This is a genomic window from Acinetobacter sp. NPDC052428 (genome assembly GCF_044547685.1).
Classification (GTDB): domain Bacteria; phylum Pseudomonadota; class Gammaproteobacteria; order Pseudomonadales; family Moraxellaceae; genus Acinetobacter; species Acinetobacter lwoffii_G.
Genome location: NZ_JBIUAT010000005.1, coordinates 71,158 through 87,574, shown reverse-complemented (window position 1 = coordinate 87,574; position 16,417 = coordinate 71,158). Strand labels below are relative to the sequence as shown.

Genomic DNA, 16,417 nt, shown 5'->3' with positions numbered 1-16,417 from the left:
AGTTGACTTGAAGAGCCTGCAGTTTAAACGCTTTAAAATGCTTATTGGAGGTTTTTATGTATAGAGATGCTTCTTGTTATTCAGGTCTATACTTAAGGTAACATGGCCAAATAAGTAGATGGGTTTTTACGTTGACCGTCTTTTACTACTTCATAATGTAAGTGTGGACCGGTACAGCGACCAGTACAGCCAACGTTGGCAATATGATCACCTGCTTGCACCTGCTCTCCCACACGTGCAATAAGACGTGAAGCATGGGCATAGCGCGTTAAATAGCCATTGCCATGATTGATTTCAACGTATTGACCATAACCTGTGCCCCAACCTGATTTGGTCACAATTCCTGGACCTGTTGCATAGATTGGTGTACCACTTGGCGCTGCAAGATCAAGGCCTGAATGATTTTCAGCACGGCCACTCATGGTACGGCCACCGTAATTTGAACTTACGCGAGAATTAGGTAAAGGATGAGAAATTAGCCAAGAATAAGCACTGTTTGCTGCCGCTTTATTGGATGAAGTATTGGCATACTTCTGAGCAAGCGTTCGATTGTTCAGTTCAACTGGTTTCTCACGAAGTTGAACATTCAATTTAGTCTGTGCTGGAATATCGATATCATCTGGATGAGTATATGCACCCTGTGCCAGAGTACGCGTCAATTGCTCGATACGATCTGTTGAACCATTTTCTTGATTTAGATTGACTAAATCTGCGAACGCAACCGAAGCCGCTGAAACTGATAAAGAAAATGCCAACAAAATACGTCGCATATGCATAAAAAACCTCTCTAAACTGCTTTAATCGAGTTCCTTGAAGATCTCTATCCTTGATATCCACTAAAAGAAGCGCATAAGATTAAGACATAAATATGTAGGAATCATGTATGTCGGAACCTGTCAACGTTTTTCAACAAACAAGAAAACAGATAAAAACAGGAAACTTTTCGTTTCTCTCATCACAAGTCGCTGCCTGGCAGAAACTTACGAAACTCGTACAACCGTTATTGCCCCAACCGGAACGCTGGCAAGTTGTCTGCTATCAAAATGGTGTGTTAACGATTACCGGTGAAAACCAGGCCATGATCAGTCAATTGGCCTATCTTCAAAAGCAATACATTTCACAACTCTCTCAAATAAATGAATTAACAGATCTCACTAAACTTCAAGTTTGCTTGCGGAATCCTTCGCAAACATCACCTGTTTCACCAACACCTGAAAGAGCCTTAAATGCAGAAACACAGGAATTACTTCGTAGTGCTGCTGACTTTATAAGCGACCCTAAGCTTAGCCAAGCTTTACTACGTTTGGCAAGCAATAAAAAGTAACATAGCAATCAAATGTAATAAATTAAAAAGCAAACATTATGTGATGTGTATCACAGTATTAAAGCAATAACAAAAACATAAAGACACAAACACAATGACTTATGTCACATTCACATACATGATTGGACAATTGGCTTCGTCATCAAATGTTACAATTTCATAGCAGCTTGGATCACTTTTCACATTGCGTAAAAGTTGATTATTCAAGGCATGTCCAGATTTGTAACCATCAAATTTGGCAATAATCTGATGTCCGAGCAAGTATAAATCACCCACAGCATCCAGAATTTTATGACGTACAAATTCGTCCGAGAAACGCAAACCTTCTTCATTAACGACCCCAGTTTCATCTACACCAATGGCATTTTCCAGACTGGCACCTAGTGCCAAATTATTGGCTTTGAGATAATCCAGATCTTTCATAAAGCCAAAGGTACGCGCTTCACTGACTTCATAAACGAAGGTTTCAGTAGAAAAATCGATGCTGGCGGACTGATGTTCTTTTTTAAAGGCAGGATGATCAAAATCAATGGTGAAATTCAGCTGAAAGCCCTCATGTGGGCTAAAAATGGCACGCTTGTCATCAATCAGCGCTTCAACCGGTTTAATAATCTTGACGAATTTTTTAGCGGCATCCAGCTCTTGCAAACCGCCCTGCATGAGCAGGTAAATAAACGGACCTGCACTGCCATCCATAATCGGGACTTCAGAAGCCGATACTTCAATAATCAGGTTATCAATGCCCAGACCAGCGATCGCACTCATGACATGTTCAATGGTGCCTACTTTGGCATTTTCCTGAACCAGGTTTGAGCACATAAAGGCTTCCTGAATCAGCATGGCATCAGCAGGAATGTCCACCGGCGGAGTCAGGTCTATACGACGAAACACAATTCCCCCATCGGCATGGTGCGGCACAAAGTTAATCATGACTTTTTGCCCACTGTGAAGACCGATTCCGCTCGCTTTCACGACACGTTTCAGGGTACGTTGTTTCAACATGCTTTTATCATCTGTTCATCTATAAAACCGCTATACGTTAGCATATTTGGCCATTGATAAAAAACAAAAAGGTGGCTTAAAAGCCACCTTTCCTGTCTAATCCATCTAAACACATGATGTTACATGTTATTTACGCTGTTGATTCTTAAGATAATCCTGAATGCTCATTGGCGTTGGGCGCGGGCTAGAAACTGAAGCTGCTGCTGGATTCGCTGCTGCACCTGTTTCATGCTGCTGACGCTGAATTGCCGGTACATCATCATCTTCCACCACAGCCTGTGCAGCTGCTGCTGGACGAGTTGCCTGTACATTGGTACGTTTGGTCGGTTCAACTGAATCCGCTGCATGACGGGTGAGACCCGTTGCAATCACAGTCACGCTGATTTCATCACGCGCATCCGGATCAAAAACGGTACCGTAGAACACCTGACCCTCATCTAAATCGACAATCTGGTTCACAACATCGGTAATTTCTTCAATTTCACCGAAAGTCACATCATCACCACCGGTCACGTTGATCAGAATACCTTTGGCATTCATGATAGTCACGTTGTCGAGTAATGGACTGCGGATCGCCTGCTCAGCAGCCTGACGTGCACGGTTCTCACCACGACCCAGACCCACACCCATCATGGCATAACCACGTGTGCTCATGGCTGTTTTCAAGTCAGCAAAGTCAAGGTTGATATGGCCAGGACGGACGACTAAATCAAAAATACTGCGTACTGCATTCAGTAGAACATCATCCGCTTTTTTATATGCATCTTTCATTGAAATATCACGGAAGACTTTCAATAAACGCTGGTTTGGAATGATGATCAATGAGTCTACATGCTGCTCAAGGGCTTCGATGCCTTTTTCAGCAGACTGTAGACGGCGCTTACCTTCAAAGTTAAATGGCGTGGTCACGACACCAACGGTCAGGATACCCATTTCTTTCGCAATTTCAGCCACGACTGGCGCTGCACCGGTACCGGTACCACCGCCCATACCCGCAGTAACAAAGACCATATCGGTCCCTTCAAGCTGCTGGCGGATCAGTTCACGGCTTTCTTCTGCTGCGGTCTGGCCGACTTGCGGATTTGCACCTGCACCCAGACCACGGGTACTTTGCTCGCCCAGCTGAATTTTAAATTCGGCTTCCATGCGATCCAATGCCTGCTTGTCCGTATTGGCACAAACAAACTTTACGCCCTGGATATCGGACTGCAACATATGTTGTACAGCATTACCACCCGCACCACCTACACCAAACACAGTGAAACGGGCTTGACCATTGCTATCGCTATGATCGTCTTCGAAAAATTCAAATGAGGCCATGACCTATAAAATTCCTAATTCATAATTGGCAGTCACTAAGCCCGTATACTGCCTTAATCTTAATAAAATTGTTTTTAAGAATGCTGCTCATGCGTTCACTTGTCAAGTACAAGCCCGATTAACTACATCTTCCCAACAATATTCACAATAAAAATCGACTTAAAAGATTGATTTCAAGGTGTCATTAAAGCCAAACAAGGCTCTTTTGACCCGCTTGGCCAATGACAACCGTTCTACATCATCCTGTTCCACAATCGTGTCCTGGGTATCACTCTGACTAAACATCAGCAAGCCCGCCACAGTGCTATATTGTGAGCGACGTAAAGCAGCCTGATGTTGTTCATCTGCATACACCTGAGTCGGCGGATTACCTAAATGTGCCGAGACTCCCATGGTACGGCGAACAAAACTCACCATCCCTTCGATATGACTGGCATCACCGGTCAATACCACACCATGATACAAGCCCTGGAGGGCACCATTTTTTACCAGTTCATCACGCACCAGACCCAGAATTTCTTGATAACGCGCCATGATGATTTCGGTCAGCTCGATCCGGCTGATGGTCTGTGGTCCATCAATGCCCTGGAACTGAATCATATGGTCAGGCTTGACCACTTTCAGGTCGACACAGCCATACAATAATTTCAGACGTTCAGCTTCTTCAGTTGTGGTTTGCAATACTGCTGCAATATCACGAGTCACATGTTCACCGCCACGCTGGAAGGTATGGGTTAAGGCTAGACGACCATCCACATACACTGCAACATTGGTCGTGCCGGCACCTATATCTACTAAGCATACGCCATATTCTTTTTCGTCTTTGAGCAGGCTGGCTTCGGCGGTGGCCAAGCTCGACACCACCATTTTTTCCACGCCAATATTGGCACCTTTCAGGGCGCGATCAATATTCTGCATGGTACTAATCGGCAGCATCATCAGATGATAATGCCCAGTCATGCTATGTGCCGACATACGAATCGGGTTTAGCACCCATTCCGGTGAATCATCCAGCTCAAAACCCAGAGGCACAGCACTGACCAGATAATGATCTGAAGTCAAATGACTGGCTTTGGCCAATTCCAGTGCACGCACCACTTCACTGGTGGTAATCGCATGCTCGCTATTGTCGATCGAGGTACGGCCTGAAGCATAAAAGCTTTTTAATTCGGCACTTGGAATAGAGACCCAGGCAGAATGTACACGACATTCCGCCATATCTTCTGCTTCTTGAACGGCATTTTTAATTGCAGTAATAACTTTATCGAGACTGACAATTTTCCCTTTACTCATGCCTCGGTTACGAGCGGTGGCCATACCAATCACTTGGATATTGTCTGGCGCGTGTACCTTGCCAATCAAAACTGAAACTTTGTGTGTCCCAATGTCAATCGCCACAACCGAGGGAACAGCTTCACTCATTATTCACTACTACCATTACGTGTTTGTTAGATTTATGGCTTTAAATGCCTCTATTTTTTAAAGCCGGTCATTATGGCTTTACTGTTACCTTATTCTCAACGCCCGTGTCATCAATGGTTACAATAAAATGTCCATTTACAATTTTAGGCGGAATTGAATTTTTCCACTGTATCGACAATCCATTGCGATAACGCAGGTCGATGGCCGAAATTTTAGACCAGACTGGCTTTAAATCGCTCTGAGACAGATGACTCAGGCGCTGTAATTTGCTCATGGTCTGATCTTTATCCACAATTATTCTTAAACCCGAATCAAACTGCATAAACCAGGTCATTCGCTCGGTGAGATATAATTCTTTTAGACGAATGCCTTGTGGCAAAAATAATTGATTAATTTCATTATAACGACGCATCATGGTTTCTGCATGGCTCGCCGGCCCATGTAGTAACGGTAATGCCTGATAATTCTTGGGTGTGACTTCCGTGAAAATAACACCACTGTCACTTAATAAACGTCCTGTCCCCCAACGCGCAATCGCATGATGCGGCATTACCCGCACCCGAATGCCATTTGGCCAGGCTCGGGACACCACGACCCGATCCACCCAGGACAATTCCAGGGTACGATCACGGATCGCTTCCAGATCCGAAGTAAAATAGTTTTCGGTCACAATCGGTGACACATACTGCATGACCTGACGCTGTTCAGCAGCCGAGCGCGTACCCACGACACCCAGCTCTGCCACGTCACTATTGGTCATGACTTTATATAAGCCCAATATTCCAAAGGCCAGCACCAGTAGCGCAATACACAACAATAACCAGCCACCAAAATTGGTCAGCTTTTCTTTGCGTGTTGGCGGCTTGTCGTGAATTGAAGTAATCGCAGCACGTTTACGGCGCATGGAAACAGGAAGTTGAGCCATATTTAGTGTGCCGAACCAGTCAAGGTCTGTTCCAGAATCGCCACACACAGCTCATCAAAACTGTATCCGACTGCAGCTGCCGCTTTTGGCACCAGTGAATGACTGGTCATGCCTGGCACGGTATTCACTTCAAGCAACCAGAAGTTGCCCTGTTCATCCTGCATGGCATCAATCCGGCCCCAACCGCTGGCACCGACTGCCTGGAATGCGCGCAAACTTAAGGCTTTTAACTGCTGCTCTTCAGCTTCAGTTAAACCACATGGAATGCCATATTGCACATCATTACGCTGATATTTCGCTTCATAATCGTAGAAAGCAACATCTTGAGGCGGTTCAAGACGAATCACAGGTAGCGCCTGACCATTTAAAACCACAATGGTGTATTCACGGCCGGTAATCCATTTTTCTGCCATCACCACGGCATCATGTTCAGTTGCCTTGGCAATTGCTTCGGCAAAGTCTTCAATTTTTTCGACCTTGCTCATGCCGATACTGGAACCTTCATGCACTGGTTTAATGATGAAAGGCAAGCCTAAAGCATTAACAATCTCGGTCGCATCAGAGTCTTTGGTGACAATGCGATACGGTGCTGTCGGCAATTCCGAACCCTGCCAGACCTGCTTGGTCTTGACCTTGTCCATGCCGATCGCAGAACCTTGTACACCGGTACCGGTATACGGCACGTTTAACCATTCCAGTGCACCCTGAATTTGGCCGTCTTCCCCGCCACGTCCATGCAATACAATAAAAGCACGATCATAATTTACCAGTTCTGTGACACTACGCTCCTGCGGGTCAAACGCTTCCGCATTAACCCCTGAACGCACTAATGCCTCAAGTACCGCCGCACCACTGTCTAGAGAAACCTCACGCTCTGCAGATTTACCACCAAGCAACACGGCAACTTTTCCGAATTTTGAAGCATTTGACACGTTTATATCCTTAAACTTTTTTCAATCTGGTCAATTCAATTCAGTCATGCAAGATGACTATTTTATATATAAGTGATTTTGCGCAAGCTCGACTGAGATTGCTCCAACATTACCTGCGCCCTGGGTTAATAACAAGTCATTTGCTTGCAATACTTTTCTCATGATCTGATTCAGGTTGCCGTCCGCTGCATCAACCAGAATCGGCTCGACTTCGCCACGTAGACGAATGCTGCGGGCCAAAGTACGGCTGTCCGCCCCGACAATCGGTTTTTCACCGGCAGGATAAACATCCAGCAACAATAACTGGTCTACAGTAGAAAGCACTTCCACAAAATCATCAAAACAGTCACGGGTACGGCTATAACGGTGTGGCTGGAACATCATTACCAAACGACGGTCTGGATGACTTTGACGCGCGGCTTTAATCGTCGCTTCCACTTCTTTTGGATGGTGACCATAGTCATCCACCAGTTTCACATTACCACCGTCAATTTCAAACTCACCCTGAACTTCAAAGCGGCGACCCACACCACTAAAACCTTCCAGTGCACGGCAGATTGAAGCATCCGACACGCCTTCATCGGTTGCTATACCAATCGCGGCCAGGGCATTCAGCACATTATGCAAACCTGGCTGGTTGACCGTTACACGCAATGGCTCACGCTCTTTACGCAATACGGTAAAGTGGGTTTGCATGCCATCCTGATCAACATCTACTGCGCGGATGTCATTGTCTTCATTGAAACCATAAGTCAGTAACGGACGTGCAATTCGCGGCATGATTTCACGGATATTGGCATCATCACCACAGACTACGGCCAAGCCGTAAAATGGCAATTTTTGTAGGAACTGGATAAAGGTATCTTTCAGGACATCGAAGCTACCGCCATAGGTATCCATATGATCGGCATCAATATTGGTCACCACGGCAGCCATCGGTTCCAGGTGCAGGAAAGAAGCATCTGACTCATCGGCTTCGGCCACGATATAACGGCTGGCACCCAAGGCTGCGTTCATACCGGTACGGTTCAGTAAACCACCGATCACATAGGTTGGATCCATGTTTTCTTCAGCCAGCATACAGGTGATCAGGCTGGTGGTCGTGGTCTTGCCATGCGTGCCGGCAACGGCAATACCATGACGGTAACGCATCAGTTCACCCAGCATTTCCGCGCGGCGAACCACAGGGATACGATTTTCAATCGCAGTTTTAATTTCCGGGTTTTCCTGATCAATCGCGGTAGACACCACGATCACATTAGCACCTTTAATATTATTTGCAGTATGTCCGATATAGACTTTAATGCCGTTTGCTTCCAGCTGCGCTGTGGTCTTGGAAGCCTTGATATCTGAACCAGACACTTTGTAGCCTTGGTTTTTCAGCACTTCTGCAATACCACACATGCCTGCACCACCGATCCCCACAAAATGAATGTGTTTGATACGGCGCATTTCCGGCACTTTGATTAATTTTTTCGCTTGTTCAGCTGGGGTTACTGGAGACATAGTTTACTCGGATGATAATTCTTGAATTAAACGGACCACATGTTGAGTCGCATCGGGTTGAGCCTGGCGGCGTGCTTTCACGGCCATTTCCATTAACAGCTGGCGATTCAGCATCGGCTCTAATAAGGTTTTTAAACTGTCCGGGGTCATAGTGGCCTGCGGGCAAATCTTTGCCGCATTGATATTGGCCAGGAAACCGGCATTGGCCGTCTGGTGATCATCGACCGCACTTGGCAGCGGCACAAAAATCGCAGCGACCCCGGCAGTGGCAATTTCAGTCACGGTCAATGCACCGGCACGGCAAATCACCAGATCGGCATCAGAATAGGCGTTGGCCATATCTTCAATAAAGGGCTGGACTTCAACTTGCAGATTGGCCGGTGCATTTTCATAAAGTGCCCGTGTCGCCTCGGCATGATTTTGCCCACACTGATGATAGACATTTAAAGGTACATTCAGTTGCTTTAAGGCTTCCGGAACCCGTTCATTTAAGGCTTGCGCCCCCAAGGACCCGCCAACGATCAGAATACGTAAAGACAATCCAGCCTTGTCACGCTCCTGATAACGCCAGGATGGATTTAAAATTTCGCTAATTTCCTGTCGTACCGGATTACCCGTAGTCACGACTTTATCTTGGGCCGGAAAGGTATTTGGAAAAGCCTGGCACACCGTCTTTGCCACACGCGACAATTGGGTATTGGTAAAACCGGCAACTGCATTCTGCTCATGGATCAGCACCGGAATACCTAAAATACGCGCAGCCAGACCACCCGGCCCGGCTACATAACCACCAAAGCCGGCGACGGCATCGACCTTGAGCTGTTTCATGAATTTCATGGCGCTCAGGGTTGCTTTCATAATTTTAAAAGGGGCCAAGGCTTTACGTACAAAACCATTGCCCCGTACACCCTGAATATCAATCTGATAAATGGGAATATTCTGGTTTTTTAATAGACGGTTTTCCATGCCTGCGGGTGTGGCCAACCAGGAGACCTGTATACCTTGTTGTTGTAAATCTTTGGCAACAGCTAACGCTGGAAACACATGTCCACCTGTACCTGCGGCCATCATCATGACATGTTTAGGCTGTTTTTGCTGAGCGTCGGTCACGGTTTAATTCTTCAATACTAAAAATGGAGCAGGAAATCTGATTTAAGTAATCAATTGTAATCACAAACCTCAGGCCATGAAAGTTTATTTACTTTATTTCAACAAGGCTTTAATTGTTTTTTTCACGCAAATTTCAAGTTTGGACTCGTTTTATTTATAAGGTCTGCACTTTTCCTTAGACTTAAGTGAAGCATCATATCAATTTTAAACTTACTTTTCATTATATTATCAATAACCTTGCCACGGACAGGGCTTTATTTAGAACCCTTTACAGCTCACTCCCGGTCAATCCATATCCTATCATCGACTAATGAGCTTAGGCTTAAATCCTATCAATTTTATAAAACTTTCATGTTATTCATATCTATATATGAATGATGCTTGATGTACAAGCAGATGCTTTAAATGGACTCAGTTCGGATAAATGTCAAAAATATCATGTCATGATGTATGGATTATCTTGGCCGGTTATCTGGCTGCGATCCATGTCGGCAAACTTTCGGCCGTGATTCCTGTATTGCAGCAGGATTTAAACCTGAGTTTTACCCAGGCTGGTTTTTCATTAGCGTTGGTGCAGGCTGCCGGAATGCTGTTTGCGTTATGCATTGGCGCCTTCTCGGAAAAAATGGGATTAAAGCGCTGCCTGATCATGGCCTTAATCATTTTAGGGCTGAGCAGTTTTGCCGGGCTTTGGATTACGCAGCCTGCCACTTTATATGTATTGCGCTTTATGGAAGGAATCGGGTTTTTAACCATTTCCTTGTGTGCGCCAGCAATTTTAAAACGTACCAGCCGCGCTGAGACACTGAATTTCAAGAGGGGACTCTGGAGTTCCTATATGGGCATCGGTGTCAGTCTGGCCGTATTGACGATTCCTCTCCTGCTTGAATATCTGGACTGGCAAATGATCTGGGCCATTTTGGGCTGCCTGTGCCTTGTCATTGCTGGCATGATTAAACAATATTTAAATATTGAACCTGTCTTGGTAACACAGCCAGACTCTTCACAGCCAGCTACGGAAAACACCTCATTCTGGCAGATTGTTCAAATTACCCTGACCCATCCTCCCATTATCTGTCTGGCGATTATTTTTGCCTGTTATACCAGTCAATGGATTACTGTCACGGGCTTCCTGCCTACGCTGTATGTCGAACAGGGGCTGGACTTAAAACGCGCAGGGATGCTGGTCTCGATAGTCGTGCTGGCCAATCTGGGGGGCACTTTTGGCGCAGGCATGTTGCTGCAACAGGGTTATAGACCGCACACCTTATTGAATACCGGATTTGTGGCAATGCTCTGTAGCAGTTGTCTGGTATTTGCCGCAAATTCCTGGCTCTCATTTGAATTGCAGGTTGCCAGTGCCGTGCTGTTTTCACTGATTGGCGGGATGATCCCGACCACTGTTTTTGCGATTACCCTGCACTATGCACCACGTGCCTATGCAGCAGCGGCCAGTGTGGGTCTGGTTTTACAAATTTCAGCCTGCGCACAGTTTTTTATACCGACCCTGAGCGCTGCGCTGATATCTGCCACTCAATACTGGGCCAATCTTGCCATTATCACCGTCTGCCTTTCGATGCTGGGTATGGTAATGACGGCATTTTTATTTAAGCGTTACCCTAAATAAAAAGATAAAAAGAGCCTGCAAGCAGACTCTTCTTTCACCTAATGCTGCCTTTAAACCTGATTGGCCTGACCTGCTTCCAGCACAGCAAACAGATCATCCGCAATCGAAGTACCAAACTGGGCATCAATTTCACGGATACAGGTTGGACTGGTTACATTAATTTCAGTGACATAATTTCCAATCACATCCAGCCCCACAAAGACCAGACCTTTCTCTCTGAGATACGGCCCTACTTTTGCTGCAATGGCCTTATCAGTTTCAGTCAGTGGGCGCGCCTCGCCCAGACCACCCGCGGCCAGATTACCGCGCACTTCACCATTTTGCGGAATACGGGCCAGACAATACGGCACTGGCTCGCCATTAATCATCAGGATGCGTTTATCGCCTTCGACAATTTCCGGAATATAACGCTGCGCCATGATCGGCTGGGTACCATTATTGGTCAGCATTTCAATGGTTGAACCGATGTTGATGCCATCCTGATACAGGCGGAAAATCCCGGTGCCGCCCATGCCATCCAGCGGTTTTACAATCACATCGACCTGTTCTTTGAGAAATTCACGAATCAGGCTTTGCTGCGAAGTCACCAAGGTCGGAACTTGCAGATGCGGGAACTGGGTCGCGAACAGTTTTTCATTACAGTCACGCAGGCTTTGCGGCTTGTTGATAATCCATGCCCCTTCGCGCTCTGCCTGCTCCAGAATATAAGTGGTATAGACGAAGTTCATATCAAAAGGCGGATCTTTACGCATCAAGACAACGTCATAAGCAGCGATCGACTCTTTTTGTTTTTCGCCAAGTTCATAATAATGGTCGTAGTCTTCAAATACCTGTAACGGCGCGATCAGACCAAAGGCCTTGCCTTGATCGATATATAAATCTTGCTGCAATGCATAACCGAGTTCATGCCCACGACGTGCGGCTGCCCATAGCATGGCCATGGTTGAGTCTTTCTTCAGGTTTACATTTTCAATGGGATCCATCACAACAAGTACGCGCATGTGTCTCTGCTCTTTTTCAAAAAATGACTTGGCAAGGAGTATAGCTTGTGTCGATTCTTTTGTTTATGGTGATTTTGCATGACTTATTTTATATAGGTACTGAGACAGATTGAGCCCACAGGAGGTTTGCCATGCAACAGGCCATTATCGGTTTTCATCTGGATGAAGAACAGCATTGGGTTGCAGAACTGGCCTGCGGACATGGCCAGCATGTGCGGCATACCCCGCCATGGCAAAATCGCCCATGGGTGATGACCGAGCAAGGGCGCAAAGAAAAACTCGGGATGCTGCTGGACTGTAAAAAATGTGAAAAGTGCGAAACTGAAACCTGAACCTATGAAAAAAGTAGTATGTAGGTGACCTAAAAAATAATCTTGTCCAGAATTTGCTAATTTGAGTTACTGCGTTTATGCTTTTATTGCTCAAACATGCAGCGCATTTTTTCAGGGTGTACTTTTGCTCATACGGCTCGTCAAACAGATCTGGTTGGTGATGCTTGTGGTTTTTGCCATAGGCTGGAGCAGTGTGTCTGTCGCATCTGCAAACACCATGCATCTGGTTATGCCGTCTGAAAAAACGAATCCTCATTGTCTGGAAATGACAAAAACCCTCTGCTTCTCACTCGCTGCATAAGACTGATCATCATCAAGATCAGGAACTGATTCAGCCGGACTGTGTCAGTGACAGCACCCAGCAGTCATCAGATTGTCTGGATTGTGGCACTATGGCCTGCCAGAACTTGGTCACCAGCCTGCCCATTACAACGCCCGAGTTAAGCGTGCCTGATCACGGTTATCCGGAAAAAACCCTCCTCCCTGCTTACCATGCCCAGCACCTTGCCGGTTACTGGCAAGAAATCCTGCGCCCACCCAAAGCTTGATCCTGAATTTTTAAATTTTTTTATTCATTAAGGATTAAGTTATGTTGCTTAAAATCAGTCAAAGCCTGTGTCTGGGCTTCGGTCTCATCTCGTCGTCTGCCTTGTTTGCAGCCGTAAAAGAATATCATCTGGTCATTGATGAAAGCCCGATCAATCTCACCGGAAAGACGGTCAAGCGTATCACTGTAAACGGAAAATTCCCTGCACCCTTGCTGGAATTTGAAGAAGGTGATGATGCAGTCATTCATGTACAAAACAACCTGAACAATCAGGATACCTCGCTGCACTGGCATGGCCTCCTCCTGCCCGGGCTGATGGATGGTGTCCCCGGATTTAACGGTTTTCAGGGGATCAAACCGAAACAGTCTTTTACTTATCGCTTCAAGGTTCGTCAAAACGGCACCTATTGGTATCACGCACATTCCAAAGGTCAGGAACAGGATGGCCTCTATGGCGCATTGGTGATTCGCCCCAAAGCACAGACATTACTACCTCCACATGAACAAACCGAACGGGATTATGTGGTGATGATGTCAGATTTTCACGAACAAAGCGGCCAGCAGATTCAGAACAATTTAAAAAAATCGGCCGAATATTATCAGAACCAGCGTGAAACCTTGGGCGATGTACTCCAGCAGGTGAAACGTGATGGCCTGAAGGCCACCTGGTCAGACCGCAAGATGTGGAACCAGATGCGTATGCTGAAAACCGACCTATCTGATGTTACCGGTTATACCTTTCTGGTCAATGGAAAAACGCCGCAACAAAACTGGAGTGGCCAGTTCCAGCCCAATGAAAAAGTCCGCCTGCGTTTCATCAATGCTTCTGCCATGTCGTTTTTCGATGTGCGTATTCCCCAGCTGAAAATGACCGTGGTCAGTGCCGATGGACAACCGGTGCAGCCGGTCAATGTAGATGAATTCCGTATCGGAACCGCTGAAACCTATGATGTGATTGTGGAACCCACTGCAGCGCATTACCAGATTGAAGCGGAATCGATCGACCGCTCAGGCTTTGCCATTGGCAGTCTGCATCAGGCAACTGATTCAAGTAAAGCCCCGGCTCCGGTTCAATTACCAACACCGCGCCCTCGTGCCTTATTGACCATGGAAGATATGGGACATGGCGAACAACATGACATGTCACATGACACACACAGCAGTCAGACCATGCAGACTGCCACAAGTGAACATGATCAACATGCCCAGCACGACATGCATGCAAGTCATAATGCCATGTCCGGAACCAATCAGCCTCATCAGCCGGTTGAGGGCTGGGCCAATATGTCTACGCCTGCAGGGCACAAAGCCTTGCAATATCAAGACCTCAAAGCCCTGACACCACAACCTGATACCCGCGCAGCAGAACGTGAACTGGTGATTCGTCTAGGTGGAACCATGGAGCGCTACATCTGGACCATGAATGGTAAAAAATTCAGTGATGCCGAGCCACTTCAAGTGAAATATGGCGAGCGGATCCGGCTGAAATTTATCAATGACAGCATGATGGCCCATCCGATGCATTTGCATGGCATGTTTATGCAGCTGGAAAATGGTCAGTCTGCTGCAAATATGCCAAATAAACACACCGTGATTGTGCCGCCCGGGAAAACGGTCACGACCTTGCTCACAGCAGACGAACTGGGAGAATGGGCGATTCACTGCCATCTGCTCTATCACATGAGTGCCGGCATGATGAACAAGCTGATTGTGGCACATGTAGATGAAGATCAAACATCTCACCCTTCTTCACAAAAAATGCCTTCAAAACCAGCAGCTGCTCAAGGAGAAAGCCATGCACATCACTAATCTTTTTGTAAAGTCAGTGCTCAGCAGTGCGCTTACCCTAAGCAGTCTGAGTATTTTTGCGGCAGCTTCTAGCGATCATACAAGCCATGCTGAACATCAGCATCATAGCGGACATCATGCCATGCAAGACATGACTGATGACCACGCACAGCATACTGAAACAGTAGATGCTGCATCTTATCAACCACCACCAAAGTTATCACATCAACTGCATGCGCCGAGCACACCACAAAATTCAGTCAGTTCTGCCAGCGAACATGATCATCGTAAAGAACATGGCGCACAGATTTATAGCCAGATTATTCTGGACCAGAAATGGCAGCATAGTTCAGAGGGAAATGGAGCATTCAAGTCCAAGAACCAGGCCAGAGTCGGCACGGATGAAAATAAAATCTTTCTCAAGCTAGAAGCCGACAAACATGAATCCCGTCAGGCCGAATATGATGCCAAAGTGTTGTATAGCCGAAATATTTCCGATTTTTGGGATGTGCAGACCGGGGTGCGCTATCGACAGGAAAATTTAGCCGAGCCTGCTACACAACAGCAGAACGAGCGCTTCGATGCAGTATTTGGGCTACATGGCCTGGCCCCCTACTTTTTCGAAACGGATGCTCATGTTTATGTCGGTGAAGATGACTTTGTCGGATTAAAACTGGAAACAGAGCGTGACCTGTTATTGACGCAGAAACTGATTATGCAGCCCTTTGTCGAACTGGATGTCATCCTGAATGATCAGGCAGCGAATGCGAAAAAAACCGGCCTTAGTCATGCCACCTTGGGCCTGGAAACACGCTATGAACTGAGCAAAAAGCTCATGCCTTATCTGGAAGTCGGTTATGAATACAGCAAAGGCAACCAACAGACGGCCTGGCAGCAAAGTTCTGATTCAGAAAAAGGCTGGATCTATGGTGCAGGTCTAAGAATGATGTTCTAAATTTTTGATACAGAAAATTATGCAGCTACGGGATGTGAAACGCCATTCATGTCCCGTAGCGCTATGGCACTATACATTTGACTGAGAAAGATTTTTTAATCCTATGAACTGTACATGTGATGCTTTTCTGCACTTTCCCGCTCATTAAGAGACTTGTTATTTTGCGAAAAACTAGTCTTCATCGTTTTGATTTCCACTGTTACTTTTAGCAACCAAAGTGCCTAACATAATGATAAAGGTACTCACACCGCCAATTAACAGGCTCAGCAGCCCCATTTCTAACATAAAATTACTATCGCCAGTCTCAGGGGCACCCCATAGAAATTGAAGACGATCGCCAAAAATAAAATTGATCGCACATACAAGCAGAAATCCAATCAAGGTGGCAATCAGTAAAGTGACCACCAAGTTCTTCCACATTTTACATCCGACGAACAGGATGATCATGGCCAGTCCAACCATGGTGATGATGGATATAAGTAACACACTGTTCCAGTAATCCATGAGACTCACTCGTATTTGGTTTTAAATTAAAATAAAGAAATTCTTATAGTTAATTTTTCCAATTGAATTTTAATATAGGTGGATTTTTATACACAAACAATGACGATAACTATCTTAAAACT

The 16,417-nt window shown here is 46.0% G+C and carries 15 protein-coding genes; 5 read left to right on the top strand and 10 right to left on the bottom strand.

Translation table 11 applies throughout. The features are described 5' to 3' along the window. Positions 1 to 92: 92 nt before the first annotated feature. Positions 93 to 776, bottom strand: coding sequence for a M23 family metallopeptidase (locus tag ACIG3F_RS05470; protein ID WP_004281322.1), 684 nt, complete (start codon positions 774 to 776; stop codon positions 93 to 95). 107 nt (positions 777 to 883) lie between these two features. Between ACIG3F_RS05470 and ACIG3F_RS05465 the strand changes: the two genes are divergently transcribed. Continuing rightward, on the top strand, positions 884 to 1,324 hold the full coding sequence (locus ACIG3F_RS05465) for a DciA family protein (protein WP_278356764.1): 441 nt from the start codon (positions 884 to 886) through the stop codon (positions 1,322 to 1,324). A gap of 99 nt (positions 1,325 to 1,423) precedes the next feature. Here the strand turns inward: ACIG3F_RS05465 and lpxC are convergent, their stop codons facing one another. The 7 genes from lpxC to murG form a co-directional block, all read right to left on the bottom strand. Further along, positions 1,424 to 2,326, bottom strand: coding sequence for a UDP-3-O-acyl-N-acetylglucosamine deacetylase (gene lpxC / locus ACIG3F_RS05460; protein ID WP_219308044.1), 903 nt, complete (start codon positions 2,324 to 2,326; stop codon positions 1,424 to 1,426). Between the two features lie 126 nt (positions 2,327 to 2,452). Then, a complete protein-coding gene (gene ftsZ / locus ACIG3F_RS05455) occupies positions 2,453 to 3,646 on the bottom strand; it encodes a cell division protein FtsZ (protein WP_004647240.1) in 1,194 nt (397 codons plus the stop codon). A gap of 159 nt (positions 3,647 to 3,805) precedes the next feature. Then, on the bottom strand, positions 3,806 to 5,068 hold the full coding sequence (gene ftsA / locus ACIG3F_RS05450) for a cell division protein FtsA (RefSeq protein ID WP_278356765.1): 1,263 nt from the start codon (positions 5,066 to 5,068) through the stop codon (positions 3,806 to 3,808). 70 nt (positions 5,069 to 5,138) lie between these two features. After that, positions 5,139 to 5,993 carry a cell division protein FtsQ/DivIB gene (locus ACIG3F_RS05445; RefSeq protein ID WP_005108153.1) on the bottom strand — a complete coding sequence of 285 codons (855 nt, stop codon included), beginning with the start codon at positions 5,991 to 5,993 and terminating at the stop codon, positions 5,139 to 5,141. 2 nt (positions 5,994 to 5,995) lie between these two features. Further along, the gene (locus ACIG3F_RS05440; protein WP_396469538.1) at positions 5,996 to 6,925 is read right to left on the bottom strand and encodes a D-alanine--D-alanine ligase; all 930 of its coding nucleotides are present in this window, start codon (positions 6,923 to 6,925) and stop codon (positions 5,996 to 5,998) included. A gap of 57 nt (positions 6,926 to 6,982) precedes the next feature. Further along, complete coding sequence (gene murC / locus ACIG3F_RS05435) at positions 6,983 to 8,431, bottom strand: UDP-N-acetylmuramate--L-alanine ligase (RefSeq protein WP_396469537.1); 1,449 nt, start codon at positions 8,429 to 8,431, stop codon at positions 6,983 to 6,985. Between the two features lie 3 nt (positions 8,432 to 8,434). After that, positions 8,435 to 9,541: an undecaprenyldiphospho-muramoylpentapeptide beta-N-acetylglucosaminyltransferase gene (gene murG, locus ACIG3F_RS05430; protein ID WP_396469536.1), complete on the bottom strand. Its 1,107-nt coding sequence runs from the start codon at positions 9,539 to 9,541 to the stop codon at positions 8,435 to 8,437. A gap of 424 nt (positions 9,542 to 9,965) precedes the next feature. Between murG and ACIG3F_RS05425 the strand changes: the two genes are divergently transcribed. After that, the gene (locus tag ACIG3F_RS05425; protein WP_396469535.1) at positions 9,966 to 11,168 is read left to right on the top strand and encodes a CynX/NimT family MFS transporter; all 1,203 of its coding nucleotides are present in this window, start codon (positions 9,966 to 9,968) and stop codon (positions 11,166 to 11,168) included. A gap of 50 nt (positions 11,169 to 11,218) precedes the next feature. Here the strand turns inward: ACIG3F_RS05425 and gshB are convergent, their stop codons facing one another. Continuing rightward, entirely contained in the window at positions 11,219 to 12,169 is a 951-nt protein-coding gene (gene gshB / locus ACIG3F_RS05420) for a glutathione synthase (protein WP_004281308.1), read from the bottom strand. Between the two features lie 131 nt (positions 12,170 to 12,300). On the opposite strand from gshB, the gene ACIG3F_RS05415 reads away from it, so the two are divergent. From ACIG3F_RS05415 to ACIG3F_RS05405, 3 genes are all read left to right on the top strand, one after another. Next, complete coding sequence (locus tag ACIG3F_RS05415; protein ID WP_004281307.1) at positions 12,301 to 12,501, top strand: DUF3565 domain-containing protein; 201 nt, start codon at positions 12,301 to 12,303, stop codon at positions 12,499 to 12,501. 589 nt (positions 12,502 to 13,090) lie between these two features. Beyond that, a complete protein-coding gene (locus tag ACIG3F_RS05410; protein ID WP_396469534.1) occupies positions 13,091 to 14,857 on the top strand; it encodes a copper resistance system multicopper oxidase in 1,767 nt (588 codons plus the stop codon). Beyond that, the gene (locus tag ACIG3F_RS05405; protein WP_396469533.1) at positions 14,844 to 15,791 is read left to right on the top strand and encodes a copper resistance protein B; all 948 of its coding nucleotides are present in this window, start codon (positions 14,844 to 14,846) and stop codon (positions 15,789 to 15,791) included. Before ACIG3F_RS05410 ends, ACIG3F_RS05405 begins: the two co-directional genes overlap by 14 nt. A gap of 171 nt (positions 15,792 to 15,962) precedes the next feature. Here ACIG3F_RS05405 and ACIG3F_RS05400 read toward each other — a convergent pair whose 3' ends face one another. Beyond that, complete coding sequence (locus ACIG3F_RS05400; RefSeq protein WP_396469532.1) at positions 15,963 to 16,295, bottom strand: hypothetical protein; 333 nt, start codon at positions 16,293 to 16,295, stop codon at positions 15,963 to 15,965. Positions 16,296 to 16,417: the final 122 nt, after the last annotated feature.